General features: G+C 61.6%; 14 protein-coding genes and 5 pseudogenes. 7 read left to right on the top strand and 12 right to left on the bottom strand.

The annotated features are described in order from the left end of the window. The first annotated feature begins 419 nt into the window (after positions 1-419). Positions 420-1,118: an IS6 family transposase gene (locus tag JO965_RS46195; RefSeq protein WP_203448408.1), complete on the top strand. Its 699-nt coding sequence runs from the start codon at positions 420-422 to the stop codon at positions 1,116-1,118. Positions 1,119-1,171: 53 nt separating this feature from the next. Here the strand turns inward: JO965_RS46195 and JO965_RS46190 are convergent. The 5 genes and pseudogenes from JO965_RS46190 to JO965_RS46170 form a co-directional block, all read right to left on the bottom strand. Next, positions 1,172-1,435: pseudogene (locus JO965_RS46190) on the bottom strand (alcohol dehydrogenase catalytic domain-containing protein); the annotation flags it as partial. A 222-nt stretch (positions 1,436-1,657) separates the two neighbouring features. After that, positions 1,658-2,015, bottom strand: a pseudogene (locus JO965_RS46185) (DUF779 domain-containing protein); the annotation flags it as partial. A 110-nt stretch (positions 2,016-2,125) separates the two neighbouring features. After that, complete coding sequence (gene adh / locus JO965_RS46180) at positions 2,126-3,643, bottom strand: aldehyde dehydrogenase (RefSeq protein WP_203448406.1); 1,518 nt, start codon at positions 3,641-3,643, stop codon at positions 2,126-2,128. Positions 3,644-3,772: 129 nt separating this feature from the next. After that, on the bottom strand, positions 3,773-4,729 hold the full coding sequence (locus JO965_RS46175) for a GAF domain-containing protein (RefSeq protein ID WP_203448405.1): 957 nt from the start codon (positions 4,727-4,729) through the stop codon (positions 3,773-3,775). Positions 4,730-4,977: 248 nt separating this feature from the next. Continuing rightward, entirely contained in the window at positions 4,978-5,616 is a 639-nt protein-coding gene (locus JO965_RS46170; RefSeq protein ID WP_203448404.1) for a DUF6455 family protein, read from the bottom strand. Between the two features lie 491 nt (positions 5,617-6,107). Between JO965_RS46170 and JO965_RS46165 the strand changes: the two genes are divergently transcribed. Continuing rightward, positions 6,108-6,347 (top strand): hypothetical protein, encoded by a 240-nt coding sequence (locus JO965_RS46165; RefSeq protein ID WP_203448403.1) that lies wholly within the window; start codon positions 6,108-6,110, stop codon positions 6,345-6,347. Between the two features lie 143 nt (positions 6,348-6,490). Here the strand turns inward: JO965_RS46165 and JO965_RS46160 are convergent, their stop codons facing one another. Next, the gene (locus JO965_RS46160; RefSeq protein WP_203448402.1) at positions 6,491-7,288 is read right to left on the bottom strand and encodes a class I SAM-dependent methyltransferase; all 798 of its coding nucleotides are present in this window, start codon (positions 7,286-7,288) and stop codon (positions 6,491-6,493) included. A 320-nt stretch (positions 7,289-7,608) separates the two neighbouring features. Here JO965_RS46160 and JO965_RS46155 point away from each other — a divergent pair, with 320 nt between their 5' ends. The 3 genes and pseudogenes from JO965_RS46155 to JO965_RS46145 all read left to right on the top strand — a co-directional run bounded on the left by JO965_RS46155 (position 7,609) and on the right by JO965_RS46145 (position 10,184). Further along, positions 7,609-7,851, top strand: coding sequence for a hypothetical protein (locus JO965_RS46155; protein ID WP_203448401.1), 243 nt, complete (start codon positions 7,609-7,611; stop codon positions 7,849-7,851). 39 nt (positions 7,852-7,890) lie between these two features. After that, positions 7,891-8,070, top strand: a pseudogene (locus JO965_RS49980) (hypothetical protein); the annotation flags it as partial. 554 nt (positions 8,071-8,624) lie between these two features. After that, entirely contained in the window at positions 8,625-10,184 is a 1,560-nt protein-coding gene (locus JO965_RS46145; protein WP_203448400.1) for a bifunctional aminoglycoside phosphotransferase/ATP-binding protein, read from the top strand. A gap of 89 nt (positions 10,185-10,273) precedes the next feature. Here the strand turns inward: JO965_RS46145 and JO965_RS46140 are convergent. Next, a pseudogene (locus tag JO965_RS46140) lies at positions 10,274-10,477 on the bottom strand (alcohol dehydrogenase catalytic domain-containing protein); the annotation flags it as partial. 4 nt (positions 10,478-10,481) lie between these two features. Further along, complete coding sequence (locus JO965_RS46135; protein WP_203448398.1) at positions 10,482-10,763, bottom strand: hypothetical protein; 282 nt, start codon at positions 10,761-10,763, stop codon at positions 10,482-10,484. A 251-nt stretch (positions 10,764-11,014) separates the two neighbouring features. Between JO965_RS46135 and JO965_RS46130 the strand changes: the two genes are divergently transcribed. Then, entirely contained in the window at positions 11,015-11,500 is a 486-nt protein-coding gene (locus JO965_RS46130) for a pyridoxamine 5'-phosphate oxidase family protein (RefSeq protein WP_203448397.1), read from the top strand. A 427-nt stretch (positions 11,501-11,927) separates the two neighbouring features. Continuing rightward, positions 11,928-12,165, top strand: a pseudogene (locus tag JO965_RS48865) (hypothetical protein); the annotation flags it as partial. A gap of 31 nt (positions 12,166-12,196) precedes the next feature. Here the strand turns inward: JO965_RS48865 and JO965_RS46125 are convergent. The 4 genes from JO965_RS46125 to JO965_RS46110 form a co-directional block, all read right to left on the bottom strand. Next, positions 12,197-12,865 carry a 3'-5' exonuclease gene (locus JO965_RS46125; RefSeq protein ID WP_203448396.1) on the bottom strand — a complete coding sequence of 223 codons (669 nt, stop codon included), beginning with the start codon at positions 12,863-12,865 and terminating at the stop codon, positions 12,197-12,199. Next, entirely contained in the window at positions 12,866-14,680 is a 1,815-nt protein-coding gene (locus JO965_RS46120; RefSeq protein ID WP_203447881.1) for a DUF294 nucleotidyltransferase-like domain-containing protein, read from the bottom strand. Positions 14,681-14,748: 68 nt separating this feature from the next. Next, complete coding sequence (locus JO965_RS46115) at positions 14,749-16,446, bottom strand: cation acetate symporter (RefSeq protein WP_371827061.1); 1,698 nt, start codon at positions 16,444-16,446, stop codon at positions 14,749-14,751. Then, positions 16,443-16,748, bottom strand: a complete 306-nt coding sequence (locus JO965_RS46110) for a DUF485 domain-containing protein (protein WP_203448394.1) — start codon at positions 16,746-16,748, stop codon at positions 16,443-16,445. The genes JO965_RS46115 and JO965_RS46110 overlap by 4 nt, the downstream gene beginning before the upstream one ends. Positions 16,749-16,755: the final 7 nt, after the last annotated feature.

Below are 16,755 nucleotides of genomic sequence, written 5' to 3'. Positions count from 1 at the left end.
GGCCCTTGTCGCTGGGCACTTTGGCGTGAGATTCCAGATTTTTGGGAAGTCGTTGGCAGTTAACCTGAGACTCTGGGAGCATGGAGTCTCAGGTTAACTGCCAACGTGAGACAAGAAAGGGAGGCCCCTCCCCCTCCCGCTTTCAAGCGCCTCAAAGCGCTGCCGACCTCCCAAGCGTGTTTGCCGCCGTAAATCCGTGACCATGCGAACTGGGTCCCGCATGACGGTGGCGAGCCCAGCAAGAAGCGCAGTGCGGAGCAATATGGGCAGGAAGGGCTGCCGGACCATGTGTCTCTCAAGGCCATGGCGGTGGACCGCCTCATCAAATCCGGGCACGACCGCGTTGAGCAGGCGCGATGGGTACTGTTGCGTTAACCTTGGCGGTATAGCGAGGGGCGGTTCGTCAAGGAGCCGCTCCGTTGTTTCTGTTCAAGCGTCGTCGCTTCCCAGTTGAGATCATCCTGCTGTGCGTGCGGTGGTACTGCAAGTATGGCATCAGCTATCGCGATCTGGCCGAGATGATGCAAGAGCGAGGCACCAACGTGAACCCATCCACGATCTTCCGCTGGGTTCAGCGCTACGCGCCGGAGATCGGGAAGCGGGTGCGACCATACCAGGGACATCGTTCAGGTTCGTGGCGGGTGGATGAGACCTATGTGCGAGTTGGCGGACAGTGGCGGTACTTGTTTCGAGCGGTCGACAAACACGGTCGTCTGATTGCCTCCATGCTATCCGACCGGCGCGATACTGGAACCGCTTATCGCTTCCTGCGCAAAGCTCTGAGGGTGGTGAGCGACTATCCGCCGTCCTCGATCACGACCGACAAACTGGCATCCTATCCGAAGGCCATCCGACGCTTGCAGGACGAAGGGCTGCTGCCGCAGGATGTCGAACATCGCACCTCGAAATATTTGAATAACATCATCGAAGCCGACCATGGAGCGCTCAAGCGCGTGATCCGGCCGACGCGTGGCTTCCAGACGATGAAAACCGCCGCCGTGACCCTGATGGGCTTCGAAACCATGCGGATGATCCGCCGCGGTCACTGCATCCAGCGGAAACGTCAGGCGACAGGCGAAGTCCGTCTCATTAATCAGCTCTTCGGTCTCGCAGCCTGAATGATCTGATCGACGGGGTTCGTTTCGCCGTTTCAAGTTACTGCAACGGTGCCGCCGACTCGGTCCCCTTCCCTGACACGCTTCACGTCGCGCCCGACAGCCACCACGGTGCCCACGCCCTCGTGGCCCGGGATGAAAGGCGGATTGGGTTTGATGGGCCGGTCACCCTTGGCCGCGTGAAGATCGGTGTGGCACACGCCGCTGGCGGCAATCCGCACTAGGATCTGATCGGGACGGGGTTCGGGGATTGGGACCTCCTCAATCGTCAGTGGTCGTCCAAAATCCCGAACCAGAGCTGCCTTCATCACCTTTGTCATGCGGTTCCTCCTCGTTTGAGCAGTCCTGATATGATCGTGAGGGTTTTTAGTTGAGGCCGGTGACGTAGCTCCAAGAGTTCAGAGCTGAGTGCGACGCCCTCAATGAGCTCTTCCTTGCTGAAGCTGACGAAGTCGCCGAGAGTTCGGCCTCGGCCGAGAAGATCGCCCCCGCCTCCGGAGCCACTCCTTCAGTTCGAGGTGTCTCGCCTCCTCGTCCGTGAACAGGCGCGAGCGGGTCAGGAAGCGGACGCCGCGACCGTTCTCGAGGGAGAACATGCCGCCTTTGCCCGGCACCACGTCGATGATCAGCCGGGTGTGTTTCCAGTACTCATATTGCGACGGGCTCATGTAAAACGGCGCCCCACCGATCGTGCCAAGGAGCACGTCCTCATCCCCGACAATGTAGTCGCCCTGCGGATAGCACATGGGCGAGGATCTGTCGCAGCACCCTCCTGATTGGTGGAAGTGCGCGTTTCGCGTGATCGTGGAAGAGAACCGGGCCGTATTCGTTCTGCAATGTCGCGATCAGGTCGAGCGCGGCGAGTGTTGCGGTGACGCGATGAATGTCGGCGCTATTCATTCTTTCCCTCCCTTATGATTGGGCCGGGACGCAGCGTGCCGCGCCCCGGCCGTGGCAAGAGCCTGATCTGATCGGGCGCTGCCCCTCGCCCGCGTCAGGCTCCGAAGGCATCAGAAGAAGCCGAGAGCCTTGCTGCTGTAGCTCACCAGGAGGTTCTTGGTCTGCTGGTAGTGATCGAGCATCATCTTGTGCGTCTCGCGGCCGATGCCTGACTGCTTGTAGCCGCCGAAGGCCGCGTGAGCCGGATAGGCATGGTAGCAGTTCGTCCAGACGCGGCCCGCCTGGATGGCGCGACCGAAGCGATAGGCACGATTGCCGTTGCGGGTCCACACACCGGCACCGAGGCCGTAGAGGGTGTCGTTGGCAATCGACAGGGCGTCGTCCTCGTCCTTGAAGGTCGTGACGGAAACAACGGGCCCGAAGATCTCCTCCTGGAACACCCGCATCCGGTTGTGGCCACGGAACACGGTGGGCTTCACGTAATAGCCGCCGGCCAGTTCGCCCGGCAGGTTGTTGCGCTCGCCGCCCGTCAGCACCTCAGCGCCTTCCTGCTTGCCGATGTCGAAATAGCTGAGGATCTTTTCCAGCTGCTCGCCGGAGGCCTGGGCGCCGATCATCGTCGACGGGTCGAGCGGGCTGCCCTGCTTGATCGCCCCGACACGCTTGAGGGCCTTCTCCATGAAGCGGTCGTAGATCGATTCCTGGATCAGTGCACGGCTCGGGCAGGTGCAGACCTCGCCCTGGTTGAGGGCGAACATCACGAAGCCTTCGATGGCCTTGTCCAGATACTCGTCATCCTCCGCCGTCACATCGTTGAAGAAGATGTTGGGCGACTTGCCGCCGAGTTCGAGGGTCACCGGGATCAGATTCTGGCTTGCATATTGCATGATGAGCCGGCCGGTCGTCGTTTCGCCGGTGAAGGCGATCTTGGCGATGCGCGAACTCGAGGCCAGCGGTTTACCGGCTTCGAGGCCATAGCCGTTGACGATGTTGAGAACGCCGGATGGTAGCAGGTCCCCGACCAGTTCGGCCCAGACCAGAATCGAGGCCGGGGTCTGCTCGGCAGGCTTGAGGACGACACAGTTGCCGGCGGCGAGCGCGGGCGCCAGCTTCCAGACCGCCATCAGGATCGGGAAGTTCCAGGGAATGATCTGCCCCACGACGCCCAGGGGCTCATGAAAGTGATAGGCGACCGTATCGTGATCGATTTCCGCAACCGATCCCTCCTGCGCCCTGATGCAGGATGCAAAGTAGCGGAAGTGGTCGATAGCCAAGGGAATATCGGCGGCCGTCGTCTCACGGATCGGCTTGCCGTTGTCCCAGGTCTCGGCCTGGGCCAGCAGGTCGAGATTCGCTTCCATCCGGTTCGCGATCTCGTTCAGGATCAGGGCCCGCGCGGCTGGCGAGGTCTTGCCCCAGGCGTCCTTGGCCGCATGAGCCGCATCGAGCGCCTTCTCGACATCGTCCTTATCGGACCGAGCGACTTGGCAGACCACTTTGCCGGTCACGGGCGAGGTGTTCTCGAAATAGCGGCCGTTCACCGGCTCGACCCATTGTCCGCCGATGTAGTTGCCGTAGCGATCCTTGAACGGGGTCTTGGATAGCGTTAGGAACTCTGGCTTGTTCATGATTTCCTCCTGATCGCGCCGTCGGTGGCGTCTTCAAATCAGGATCGGCGCCTCAGGCGCGCTTGTCACTGCCAGTTGATGCGATCGCTCGCGGCAGGTGTCGCAGATCTGCGACACTTGCCGCCGACCTCATCCGGTGCGCCGCACTCCCAAGCGCTTCATTTTGCGATGCAACGTGGCCCGGCTGATCTGCAGCGCGGCCGCGGCCTCCGAGACGTTGCCCCGGGCTCGTGCCAGCGCCCGCCTGAGCGCGCTCCGCTCGGCGTTCATCAAATCCGGCGCCGGGTCATCTGCCAGCACCTCCTGCGCCGGCAGCAGGGCTGCAATCCTCGCATCCGTGATGCCATAAGTCAGCCGAGCGGCGCGGGTGGCCCCGACGATCAAATCGTCATGGTTGATGGCAAGCAGCCCCAATTTGCCCGGAGACGAACCGTCAGCCAGGATAATGCGCGTCTGCGGGAAAGCCCTGCGGAAGTTCAGTGCCTCAATCTGACGGGCGGCATCAGCCACTGCAGCCGCGATCAGGCCAACGTAACTTTCAGTGAGATCGGCTCGGCAGGAAGAGACATCAAGTGCGCCGGCCAGTTGACCCGTGTGATCGAAGATCGGTGCTACTGTGCAGCTTAGGCCGGTATTGCGGGCATGAAAATGCTGGTCCCGGTGGATTGTCAGTGCCCTGCCCTCGGCGAGACAGGTCCCGATGCCGTTGGTCCCCTCCGCCTCTTCACTCCACACCGCTCCAATCCAGAGCCCCCACGCGGAAAAAGTCCGATCATCCGCGGCGGTGCCGCGGCGATCGATCGGTACGCCATTGCGATCCGCAAAAAGAACGCAACATCCCGCATCGCCCGCAGCCTGGAACAGCCGATCGAGGGCGGCCTGTGCGGAATCAAGCAAAGGCTCTACGCTTTGGCGTGCATTGCGCAACTCGGCGGCGCTCAAGATCAGCGGCGGCCGCGCGTCGAGTGGGTCAAGACCGTAGCGCATGAGAGACCGATGCCATGAAGCAGCGATGGGCGAGCGCGCCGCCATTGAGCTGTCAAGCGCCCGCGCGATGCGCGCGGCGTGGCCGAGGGATGGGCCCATGGTAGCTTCCTCGCTTTGTCCTCATGCGTGAGGCCATGATGCATAAAAATCAGGAGATGCCCAACACCCTTTCAGAGGGAGTCCTTGGTCCAGCGTGATCCGACCGGGCGCATGAGAAAGCGTGGGGCAACAATGCCGCCCATAGACTTGGCACTCATTGCACTGGCACAGACCGGTCTTGATCGCCGCGTTTCCGAGGGAACCTCTTACAAGCTGCCCCACAGTTCCTTCTGCTCTCCGTGTAGTCCTCAAAGGTCCCGGTCGACATTATGACCATGCCGGCTATGGCGCGCGAAGAACTGTGAGTTAGGACAAAATGGAGGTGCGTCCGAACCTCTGGTCGGGTCGGCAAGCCATCCGCCGCACTCACTCGAGTGAGCGCACCTCAAACAACACAGCGTGGCGGTTGCAAACTCCCTGCCGCGAGTTTCGCGCGTCGCCGCCGCCGCGTCGACATCGAGTCGCATCATCATGGCTGTCATGTAGCGCGAACGCTGCGCGATTCGCCGCTTCATTAGCCCTTTTATTGCCGTCTCAACCGGTGATTTCGGCCCATGTTGCGGATGGGGAGGGAGCAGATCCCGCGTCTTCGGACCGGACTGGCCTGCGGCACGCCGCAGCGTTCGCATCGGGCCGGCGACCTGGAACAAGTGGAAGCCGCTGAGGTGCACGCCGAGCTCTGCTGCTGTTAGGTTCAACCCGGACGGCAGTAAGTTGCTGTCTTGGGTGCCGGCGAACGCCCAATATTCGTCCGTGACGAAGCCTGGGATAGGGTGGTCCTCCGGCACCGCGCAGAAGAGATCTGGCCGCCCCTTGCGTCGGAACAGATTATAGCGTGGCTCAAAGGCCATGGCCGATTGATCGTTTCCAATCTGAAGCTGCTTCATGGTCTCCTCCCCTGTTGTGTTAGACCGTTGCGCTGACTAGTGGCGGCTCTGCGGACCCAGCCGCGTGCACAGGCCGGTCAACCAGCCGGCCGCTTGGTCCAGATCGGCACTCTGTCGGGAGTCGGAGCGCCGACTGTCCCCGTCGGCGATCCCCAAGCATGACGGTCCGAAAGCAAAGCGTCTTTGACGTAGATCAAAGATGGGTGGGGTGTTCGGACTAGAATGCCAGGGTGGGACGCTTCATCACCGCTCGCCTTTCAGGGCTCAGCGCACAGTGTTCCCGAGATCCTCCGCTAAGACCTCCGCGACACTCTCAGTTCGTGCACTCGCGGAGGTGAATTGGCGAGAGACGAAGCGTTTCGGGAGTTGCATTCAATGACGATGTGAGCATCCACATGGGCATGGACCTGCTCGACGCTCCGAGGGTGAGCGCCGCTCAGATGCATTGGGCGTGCCTGTCGCGCTGCCCGGTTGGAAGCAGATCAGCCTCAATGTTGGGTTATGTCTGGCTCACCCAGTCTTCCCGGGCCCTTCCGCTGCTCTGGGATCTCGTCTCGCTGACGCGCGGCAACAGCTTCAGGGGGCAGATAACCCAGATCAAAGAGCAGTTCGGTGAGGGACGCGTGCTGTCACCGGTGGCCGGCATCGTGTCGACCCGCCTGAGCCGGGCCGGCGAGACCGTCATGGCCGGCTCGTCCGTCGCCGAAATCTATCAGGCGGAAGAGATGTAGATGCTACCAAAGGATGCCGCAGGCCGTCCGTAACTGGTTGTCGTGCCTAGGCTTTGGTTGTGAATTTGCCTCAGCCTGTCGCCGAACTACCCTATCAGCCTGCCTCACTATCACAGGTGCTGAGCAAGCTCGAGGAACAACAATCAGGGCTCTATTGCAGAGACAAACAAGACCAACGGCGCATGATCCCGCCACCGTTTCAGCCATGCATGCTGTGCCGAAAGGCTTTCGTCCGGGCGAGGCTCGGCCACCCTGATGGTCTGGAATCCAGCGTCGCTCACTGCATTGATGTAATCCGACAGGGTTCGCGGGAAACGAGGCACGCTGAACGGGAGCACTTGATCGGGATCGGGCCGCTTGCTGAAGCGCCAGCGCTCGACGAATGGCGACTGGTCAAAGTACCGGCCGATCCGCAGGCCGCTATGGAATCCATCCTCTTCGATCAGCCATTTGATGGCTGGCGTGATGAAGCACGGATGCAGGACGCTGAAGCACAGGACCCCGCCAGGTGTCAGGACCCGATAGGCTGCCTGCATCGCAGCAGGGAAGTCCGGCCCATCCATCAGAGCCATAGTCGAAAGGGCAATATCGAACCGCTCGTCACCATATGCGCTCAGATCGCTGAACGAGCCGATCTGATACGTGATCCCAAGCGGATCCGCAGCTTCTTGAGCCTGGGCATAGGCGATCATCTTCTCGGAGAGATCGATCCCGGTTATGTGGCCGCCTAAGCGGGCGAAATGCCGGGTGTTCGTGCCTTCTCCGCACCCCAGGTCGATGACATCCTTGTCCGCGATGGACGGCATGAAATCCAGGAACGCAGGGAGGGTATACAGCTCCCGATAGAGGTCAAAGCCAGCGCGGACGTCCTGTGTCCATCGCTCGGCATTCTGATCCCAGGCCTGTGCGACAGCTGAATCATTGAGAAATCTGCCAGTCATCCTTCACCCCAATCAGATCTCGAACGAGGGAGATCGCATTCAGCACTTGGCTTGTATCAAAGTTGATCTAGTACCCCAGGCATTTCGTGAAAATGGAGGGTTATGAAACACGGCCGGTGGTAAGCGGCTGCGCACGCGTTTCCGGTACTTAGGTAGGTTGCAAAAAGCCCGCCTCGAGGGTGAGGCGAGCTGTTGCGGACCTTGAGTAAGCACTTTGCCGAATTGTGGCTATCCTATGGGAGCGTCCTCAAGAGAGATCCGTCGTCTGGCATATTCCTGATTTCCGCCGGGTGGATCCGCAGGTTGGCCAGGAGGTCTTCGTGGTGCATGGCAAGACCAGAATGCGCGGAATGATCGAGGCGATTCTTCCCTTGAGCGCGGTCATCGAGGGGCGGCAAAGTTCGCTTCTGCAGCCGGCCCAGGCGACCCTGGTCGCCCGCGTCCGGCTTGATGCAAACGCCCAGCCGCCGGCGCTCAATTCGGCAGTGCGTGTCCACATGTACTACACGGAGGTCGCGGATCGGTTCTTCAAGACCGTTGTCGGTATTCTCGGCCTGGACTGAGCGCATCCATGCAGATCGGCCTCTTGCTCGACTTGCCCGGTTTGCGGCAAGGCAGGCCTCAAGGCTGCCTCGGTGATCCACCACATGGTCTGCTCCTATGTGGGACCCGACTATGATTTCGGCTGGATCGAAGAGGGCCTTAGCTGCCCGAACTGCCGGAGAACGCTTCGTGACGGGGTTCACGATTGGGAAATCGTCGGCTCGTGCGCGCGGTGCTAGGCCTGCGGAGCCGAGTCCGTGATCGCACCGACCCGCGGTTCAGCCCTCTCAGGACTGTTTCTCTGATCGTGAACGGCCTTCAACAGAACGTCTCTCGAAAGTCTTGAGGCCAGCGGACACCTCACGCAGGTTGGGAGTGGTGCTTCGCCCTCGTTTCCGCGAGGTTCGGAAAGAAGCGGCGGATCAGCACATGGAAGAAGGCTTGGTCAAAGTGCGGTTCCGGACCCACATTGGGACAAAGGACCGGCGTCGTGACGATGCGAGGGGGACGTACCAGCGGCGGGGGCTCCGTGATGCACTACACGGGGAATATACGCTGAGCGATGGCAAGATCGCTGCTCAGGTCCTGGCCGAATTCCACTCTGTGATGCCGGGGGCAGCTCCGTCCTTGGTATTCCAATGGTCCGTCTTCGGCTCCCCGGAACGTTCGCTGGGCAGTCCGCGCAGCTGTCTGGATTGTCTCCTGATGATCCAGGCATTAGTTTCCTGGCGATCCTCACTCGTCTCGCCGACAAGAGAAGTCCCCTGTCCGCTTAGAGTTCGGAGCGATAGCGATGTCCGCCCACGAACAGACTGAAACGATCGAATTCCTCAAGCGGATCCTTGGCAGGCCATCGCCCGTGGAAACGATCGCGACCCATGCCTCCATGATCTTCCTGACAACGACGAAGGTCTACAAACTGAAGCTGGCGGTCCGCTTCACGTATCTCGATTACTCCACGCCAGAGCAAAGGCATGCAGCCTGTCTGAAGGAGTTCGAACTCAACCGCCGGACCGCCCCCGATCTCTACATCGGTGTCCGCACCATCACCTGCGCGGCGGATGGACAGCTTGCCTTCGACGGCACCGGAAAGAGGATCGATGCGGTGGTCGAGATGCACCGGTTCGACCAGGCATGCCTTTTCGATAACATGGCCCAGCATGGCTCCCTGACGCCTTCGCTCCTGTCCGATCTGGCTCGCCGCATTGCAGCGTTTCACCGCGAGGCGCATGTCAGCCTGGACTATGGCGGAACACGGGGCATTGCCGACGTCCTTGCCATCAACGACCGCTCCTTACGTGCGACGGGACTGGTCACGCCCGATGCCGCAGACGCGTTCGCGGAAAAGTTCCGGCAAGCGCTTGAGACTTATTCGGCCGTGCTCGAGAACCGCCGCAGCGTGGGCAAGGTCAGGCGCTGCCATGGCGATCTCATCCTCCGCAATATTTGCCTGTGGCATGGAAAACCGACGCTGTTCGACTGCATCGAGTTCGACGAGAACCTTGCCACCATCGACGTGCTGTACGATCTGGCTTTTCTGCTGATGGATCTGTGGCACCGCGATCAGAGGCAATCGGCAAACGTGCTGCTGAACCGCTATCTCGACGAGGCCGACGAAACCGACGGCCTCGGTCTCGTCCCCTTCTTCATGGCCATTCGCGCAACGGTTCGCGCCCATGTCACGGCGGCCCAGGCACAGCGCACATCACCCGAGGCCCGCGCAGGCCTGCTTGCCGAGGCCCGACACTATTTCGATTTGGCCACGTCCCTGCTGACGCCCGATCCCTCCGTTCTCGTCGCGGTCGGAGGGCTCAGCGGTTCCGGCAAGTCGTTCATCGCCTCGCTCGTCGCGCCCCATCTCGGCCCGCCACCGGGAGCACGGGTCCTGAACAGCGACCGCATCCGCAAGTGGATCTACGGTGTACCGGTTGAACGTCATCTGCCCCAGGCGGCATATCGCCGGGACGTTTCCGAGCGGGTCTATGCGACATTAAGAGACGAGGCGGCCCGTGCCCTGCGCGTGGGCTCTGCCGTCATTATCGATGCAGTCTTCGACCGGCCCGGTGACAGGGAGAAAGTGGGGCAGCTTGCGCGCGAGTGTGCTGTGCCCTTCACCGGATACTGGCTTGAGGCTCCGACGGAGCTTCTCATGTCCCGCGTGGCGGCCCGCCGAAACGATCCATCGGATGCGACTGCTGCAGTCGTACGCAGGCAGGCAGAGCGAAATCGCGGGACGATCATCTGGCTTCGCCTCGATGCAGCCCGGGATCCAGCTGCCATTAAGACGGACATTCTCAAATTTCGAAACGCTCTCGGCGGCGTGAGGTTGCCGAAGACGATGAAGCCTGTGTGACGGACGCCTGCCGCTTGCATCTCAGGCGATCGCGGAGCAGGTAGGCTGAGACGGAACCGAACATCACGACCCAAGCGGCTCTGTCACGGGGACTCAAACCGTCCCACGATCTCATGGCCGGGGGCGAGTGGGAGCTTGGGATGCGGCAGGTCACCATCCACCATATGGAGGTCGGTGCGGCACACCGTGCAGGCTTCCACCGCCACGCGGATCTCGCGTGGTCCGGGCGACGGCAGCGGGCGCTCTTCCATGCACAGAGGTGCGCGCGCCTTGTGGAAAACCATCGCCTTCATCGCCTCAATGAAACGCGGCTTCCATTTGCTCCCTGAGCGCCTCGATTTCCCGAAGGTAGGGGGCGCGCCGCTGACGATGGCTCTCACAAAGATCGGCGATCAGTCGACGCTTGCAAGCATCATCCATCGGCCTGCTCTCGATGACGATCAGATTACTTTCGTGATCGGTATCGATATTCGCCAGGTTCGCCAGCAGCGACTGAAGCTTCGGGAGGATGTCCGGCGTACAGACCCGGTCTCTCTCCGGTCTATCCAAAACCTGCGAACGCTCATCACCGACGATCATGGAGCCCTCCGCCGTTGTCCGGCTCGTGAAAAGCTCGCTCGCCTCTGATCATATCCGAAGATCAAGCAGGTTGCCGTTGGAATTGTGCGGCAACCTTGCGTTAGACCGAGAGGCGATTTCCAACGAAGCCAGACAAATCATGCGTTCCTCTGTCCAGCGCGGCATTGATCCAGATCAAGGCGGTTGGACGAGAACGAAGCCATCATGGGTCGTCAGGCTGGATAAGGTCCGATCACCATGGGGACGTCGCTATGGACTCAAGCATTCGCGAGGAGATCCTGTCCATTCTCGATTGCGCGAGCGACATGACGATCGCGACGATCCGCCAAGACGGATATCCGCAGGCCACCATGGTCAGCTTCGCCAACGACGGGCTGGACATCTACTTCGGATGTGCCGAGGATTCCCAGAAAGCACGGAACATCAGCCGCAACGGCAAGGTGTCCCTAACAGTCAACCTGCCCTATGCGAATTGGGGCGAGATCCGCGGCGTCTCGGCCGGGGGCCATGCGGACCGCCTCACGGACCCGCGGGAGATCGAGCGCGCGGAACAGCTTCTGCTCCAAAAATTCCCGCAGGGGATCGCAGAGTATGCCTCGGGCGCGCTTGAGGGCGTTGCGTTATTCAAGGTCGTCCCGAAGGTAATCTCTGTCCTCGATTACCGCAAGGGCTTCGGCCATAAGGATCTCGTCAGCAACGAACCCGGCCCGATGCCTGCTAAGATCCATCGGAGGTGAGGGACTCCAGGACCACCGCACGCACAGCAGGATCGCTGATCGATCAAAATGGCGGCCTTTGAACATCATGCACCTCCGGAACTGGCTGGAGGCGTATGCCGAACTCAGTTACCGAAGGGTTTGCGACAGTTCCCATAAGACATCGTCGAAGAGGCGGTTTATCTCGCGGTGAAGCGACAGGAAGGGATCATCTGGAAACCTTCCGCCACCGGGGCGTCAAGGGGCACGAGATTGCGGGCCATTGTGCGTTCCTCCTCATCAACCATGAGCTCATGGGCGGGTGGGGCTCCCGCGCCGGAAGGGCAACACAACTCGGGCTCGATGATGCCGGATCCGGCATTTCCGCCTTGGAGAAGCCAGAGCGAAAGCGCTCGATCCGCAGGGCAAATCATAATCCTCCATCGACCACCTCGGAATAGAGATTAGATCTAAGGACAAAGCCACCATCAACCGTATCCTCAAGGACAATGGCTATGCCATCTCATGGTTCGGCAAGGATCACAACGTCCCTGCCTTCGCGGCCAGCCAGGCCGAGCCGTTCGACCAGTGGCCACTCGGTATGGATTTCGAGTACCTCTATGGCTTCATCGGCAGTGAACGCCAATCAGTGGCAACCGAACCTCTTCCGCACCACGACCCGGATCCCGCCATCCGGTGGGAACCCCGATCAAGTCCGATCCACGTAATCCGATGATATCAAGCTCCGATTGGAGCCTCTTGCTGAACGGCGCGCTCGCGCCTGATGCGAGCGCCTCGCTTGCGCATGTCCCTGAGCTGCACGTACATCATGGCCGTCATGAGGGCATCGTTGAAGGCGTCGTGTTGCCCGAGGCTGGGAATGCTCAGGTCCGCCAGGATCGACTGGAACCGGAGATCAAGCACCGTCCCGGGTGGGGCACCGCCGTATTTGAGGGCGTAATAGATCTCCGACACTTCGATGCGGCGATTGGGAAGCTTCGCCTCGATGTACCGGAGAACATGCTTGTCGAGCATGCGGACATCGAAATCCACGTAGTAGCCGACGATGGGACGCCCGCCGATGAACCGAAGCAACTCGGGGAGAACCTCGTGCACAGGCCGGCCTTCTGCCACATCACGCGCCCGAAGCTGGTGCACCTTGATGGAGGCGGAGGTCGGAAGCCTGTCGGCCTTGATGATCGCCTTGTAGGCCTCGCTCGTCATGATGCGGTTGCCGTGGATCACGATGGCCGCGACGGCAATCACCTCGTCAATCCGCGGGTTGAGCCCGGTTGTCTCGCAATCCAGAACCAGGACCTCGTCCGCCGGTCCGGGCTCGAACAGGAATCGGTAGGCATGGTCCGCCAGCGTCGCACGATAGAAGAGGTTGCGCAGCCAGCGCCGCATTCAGAATGCCCCGAGATTGTAGCGGCTACGGATCAACTCGCGGAACTGGCGAACCACCCGGAGGGCATCCCGCAGGATGTCCCGCTCCACGGTGGTGATCCTATCCAGGCGCAGCATGGCCTCCGACCCAAGTTCCCCCTTGTGCAGCGCAAGGAGCTGGGATCGGAGCCGAAACTCCATGAAGACGTGCAGGGCGCTGGTCAGTTCCCGTCCGAACGTTGGCTCCAGGGAGCCTGCCCTGACGAGGGCCTCGATCCGGGCTGCCGTCGGCGTCTCGAGGATGCCCTTGTCGATCGCGAGCGTGCGCACGCCATGTACGATCGGAAACGTTCCGGCCTTCTTGATGTTGATCTCGTCCGGACCGGCGCCGACGGTTGCCATGATAGTGCTGAGAACGCCCAGGTTGGGGGTCGCGAAGGTCTCGATCAGCGATGCGAACCGCGCCAGGAGAGCGGCCTCGCCGCGCATGAGTGCGAACAGCGCCTCCTTTGCTCGGGTGAGGATGTCCGCCGGGCCCGCCACGGCCTCGGCATCGAGGAAGATGGCGATATTCATCATAGCCTCGGCATCACCGCGGAGAACCCACGCCTTGAGTTGGCGGATGAAGTCGTCCAGGGACTGGGACCAGACCGGATTGCGAACCATGACATTCCCGGGACAAGGCGGAAACCCGAACCGGTCCAGCGCCCCCGAAAATGCCTCCCGGAAGCGGGCGAGATCCGACACCGGAACCTCCCTGTCCAGAAGGATGGCATTGTCCTGGTCGGTTCGGACTGTCTGTTCGCCGCGCCCTTCCGATCCCATCAGCAACAGGCAGCCGGCCTCACGGATCGTCGGGGGAGCTGACATCTCGAAAACGCGCTTGAACAGCCGCCGGTTCAGGTCGGACGTCATCTCGGCGATCACGTCGACCTTCACCCCCTGCCGGTGAAGGCGCTCGACCTGCGCCTCGATGTCCTGGGCGGCAGTGGCGAGATCATCGATGCTCCGCGCGCGGTCAATCCGCCCCGGGATCAGTTGGGAATTGCCCGCGAACAGGCCGAGGATATCGATGTCCTCCAGGAATCCCACATAGTCACCATTCGAGCGGATCGCGAGGCGCCGCTTGTCGTGCTTCGTCATCAGCAGCAGCGCCTCGAACACGAAGTCGTCGAGGTCGACCGAGACGACATCGAAGTGGCAGGCTTCCCGCACCGGGGCCTCGAGCGGGCGCCGGAGCAGAACGACCGCCTTCGACAGGTTCATGCCGGTCACGACGCCGATGCGTGGACCATCCCGCACGAAGAGGGCATTGATGTCGTTGTCCCTCATGCAATGGCCGGCCTGCTCGATGCTGATCCCTCCGTCGACGTATACGGCGGCACGATACCGGACATCGCACACCCGTGTCCGGAGGACGCTGTCCATACCCTCCGCCTTCCGTTGCTGCGCAAAGGCGTCGAGCTTGCGCGAGACGTCGGCATAGAAGAACGCCGCGAAAGCGGCGTTACGGCGGATCAGGTCGAGAACGATATGGCGTGGGATGAGATGGCAGAGCGTCTCCTCGGCCGCCACGAAATTCTCGCCCGCGGCCCCGTGCACCAGGGCGCGGGAGTCGAAGCTGTCCTTGGGCCCGAGCACGGTCGGGATCGTGTTGCCGTCCCGCACCTCGACGGATCCCTTGATCACGACGTGCAGCGTGTCTGAGGAGCGCCCTTGGGCAATGATCATTTCGCCGGGCGCGAAGTACCCAATGTCGAGTCCGGCCCGGAGCTCCTCGCTCTCCTGATGCGTCAGGCGGTCGAATGGCGGATTGGCGGTGTCGAAGCCCTGCATGGGTTCCTTTCTGCCTCAACCGAGCCGTCGCCTTCCGGCTTGCCGGGAGGCGACACTTGTCACGTCACTCAATGAACGTGAGCCGCCGCGGCTCCGATCCCCGTTTCCGATCGGATGTACTGGGCATCGAACGCAGCGACCTCGACCTTGGCGCGGTTGCTGGCATCGAGCCTGGAGAACGCCCAGATCCCGAGGAAGGCGATCGGCATGGAAAAGATGGCCGGGTTGTCATAGGGGAAGAGTTCGCGCGCGAAGCCGAACGTCTGCACCCAGACGGCCTTGCTCAGGACCACCATGGCGACCGCGCTGACCAATCCAAGCAGACCGCCGATCAGCGCTCCGCGGGTCGTTGTTCCCTTCCAGAGGACCGACATCAGGAGAACCGGGAAGTTGCAGCTCGCCGCGACCGCGAAGGCCAGGCCGACCATGAAGGCCACGTTCTGGTTCTCGAAGATGTAACCCAGGAAGATCGCCACGATGCCGATGACGATGGCCGCGATCTTCGAGATGTTGACCTCCTTCTGCTCGGATGCCTTGCCGCGTGCGATCACTTCCGCATAGAGGTCGTGGCTCACCGCCGACGCGCCCGCAAGCGTGAGGCCAGCCACCACAGCTAGGATCGTCGCAAACGCCACCGCCGAGATGAAGCCGAGAAAGAGCGAGCCCCCCGTCGCGGTCGCGAGATGGACCGCGGCCATGTTGGTCCCGCCGATGATGTCCTTGACCTTGTCGTAGGCTCCGCCCGCGCCGAGCTTGAAGAAGCTCGGGTCGTTCATCAGGAACGTGATCGCGCCGAACCCGATGATGAAGGTCAGGATATAGAAATAGGCGATGAAGCCGGTGGCGTAGAAGACCGACTTGCGGGCCGCCTGGGCATCCGACACCGTGAAGAACCGCATCAGGATGTGGGGCAGTCCGGCAGTCCCGAACATCAGCGCGAGGCCGAGCGAAATGGCCGAGATCGGATCGGCCACGAGGGCGCCAGGCGCCATGATGGCGTCACCCTTCGGGTGGGTCTTCACGGCCTCGGCGAACATGGCTTCCGGGCTGAAGCCGAACCGCCACAGGACGATCAGGGACATCAGGGTGGCGCCGGCCAAGAGGAGGCACGCCTTGATGATCTGCACCCAGGTCGTGGCCTTCATGCCGCCGAACGCCACATACACGATCATCAGCACGCCGACGATGATGACCGCGTACAGATAGTTCAGGCCGAAGAGCAGCTCAATGAGCTTGCCGGCGCCGACCATCTGCGCGATGAGATAGAAGGCAACAACGACAAGCGTCCCGACTGCGGAGAGAATGCGGATCCGGGTCTGGTCGAGGCGGAAGGACGCCACGTCCGAGAACGTGAACTTGCCAAGATTCCGCAGCCGCTCTGCGATCAGAAAGAGCACGATCGGCCATCCGACCAGGAACCCGATGGAGTAAATCAGACCGTCGAAGCCGCTGGCGAAGACAAGCCCGGAGATGCCCAGAAAGGAGGCCGCGGACATGTAGTCGCCAGCAATGGCCAAGCCGTTCTGGAATCCGGTGATGCCACCTCCCGCGGCATAGAAATCGGCAGCCGACTTGGTCTGGGCCGCGGCCCGATAGGTGATCCCGAGCGTACCGAGCACGAAGACCAGGAACATGATGATGGCGGTCCAGTTCAGGGGCTGTCTCTGCACGGCGCCGAGATCCGGTCCCGCCGCCAGTACTCCGGAATGACTGGCGTCGAGCGCGAGAAGGATTGCGATTGCAAGAATGAGCGGCCGGGGCATCACATGATCTCCCTCGTGAGGTGACGGGTGAGTTCGTCGAAGCGGCTGTTGGCGCGCTGGACATAGATGCCGGTCAGAACGAATGCGGAGAGGATGACGCCCAGTCCGAGGATGATCCCCAACGAGGTGACGCCGCCGCCGACCTTGGTGGCGAGGAGAGGCTTGGCGAAGGCCACGAGGAGGATGAAGCCGAAATAGATGACGAGCATCACGATGGAGAGGGTCCAGGCGAATCTCGTCCGCTGGCGAACGAGCTCCTGGAACCGGGGGCTGCGAAGGAGTTGGTTGTAGTCGTGCGAGGCCATGGCAAGA

Origin of the sequence: Microvirga sp. VF16 (genome assembly GCF_016864375.1) — a bacterium.
In the GTDB taxonomy this organism is placed as follows: domain Bacteria; phylum Pseudomonadota; class Alphaproteobacteria; order Rhizobiales; family Beijerinckiaceae; genus Microvirga.
Note: the sequence above shows the minus strand (reverse complement) of the source record. Positions and strands in the feature narration are given on the sequence as shown.

Bases quoted from the DNA above. Each gene is read 5' to 3' on its own strand.
- JO965_RS46125 (WP_203448396.1), bottom strand. From the start codon at position 12,865: ATGCGGCGCTGGCTGCGCAACCTCTTCTATCGTGCGACGCTGGCGGAC.
- JO965_RS46160 (WP_203448402.1), bottom strand. From the start codon at position 7,288: ATGACTGGCAGATTTCTCAATGATTCAGCTGTCGCACAGGCCTGGGAT.
- JO965_RS46110 (WP_203448394.1), bottom strand. From the start codon at position 16,748: ATGGCCTCGCACGACTACAACCAACTCCTTCGCAGCCCCCGGTTCCAG.
- JO965_RS46145 (WP_203448400.1), top strand. From the start codon at position 8,625: ATGTCCGCCCACGAACAGACTGAAACGATCGAATTCCTCAAGCGGATC.
- JO965_RS46130 (WP_203448397.1), top strand. From the start codon at position 11,015: ATGGACTCAAGCATTCGCGAGGAGATCCTGTCCATTCTCGATTGCGCG.
- JO965_RS46120 (WP_203447881.1), bottom strand. From the start codon at position 14,680: ATGCAGGGCTTCGACACCGCCAATCCGCCATTCGACCGCCTGACGCAT.
- JO965_RS46175 (WP_203448405.1), bottom strand. From the start codon at position 4,729: ATGGGCCCATCCCTCGGCCACGCCGCGCGCATCGCGCGGGCGCTTGAC.
- JO965_RS46165 (WP_203448403.1), top strand. From the start codon at position 6,108: ATGTTGGGTTATGTCTGGCTCACCCAGTCTTCCCGGGCCCTTCCGCTG.
- adh (WP_203448406.1), bottom strand. From the start codon at position 3,643: ATGAACAAGCCAGAGTTCCTAACGCTATCCAAGACCCCGTTCAAGGAT.
- JO965_RS46135 (WP_203448398.1), bottom strand. From the start codon at position 10,763: ATGATCGTCGGTGATGAGCGTTCGCAGGTTTTGGATAGACCGGAGAGA.
- JO965_RS46170 (WP_203448404.1), bottom strand. From the start codon at position 5,616: ATGAAGCAGCTTCAGATTGGAAACGATCAATCGGCCATGGCCTTTGAG.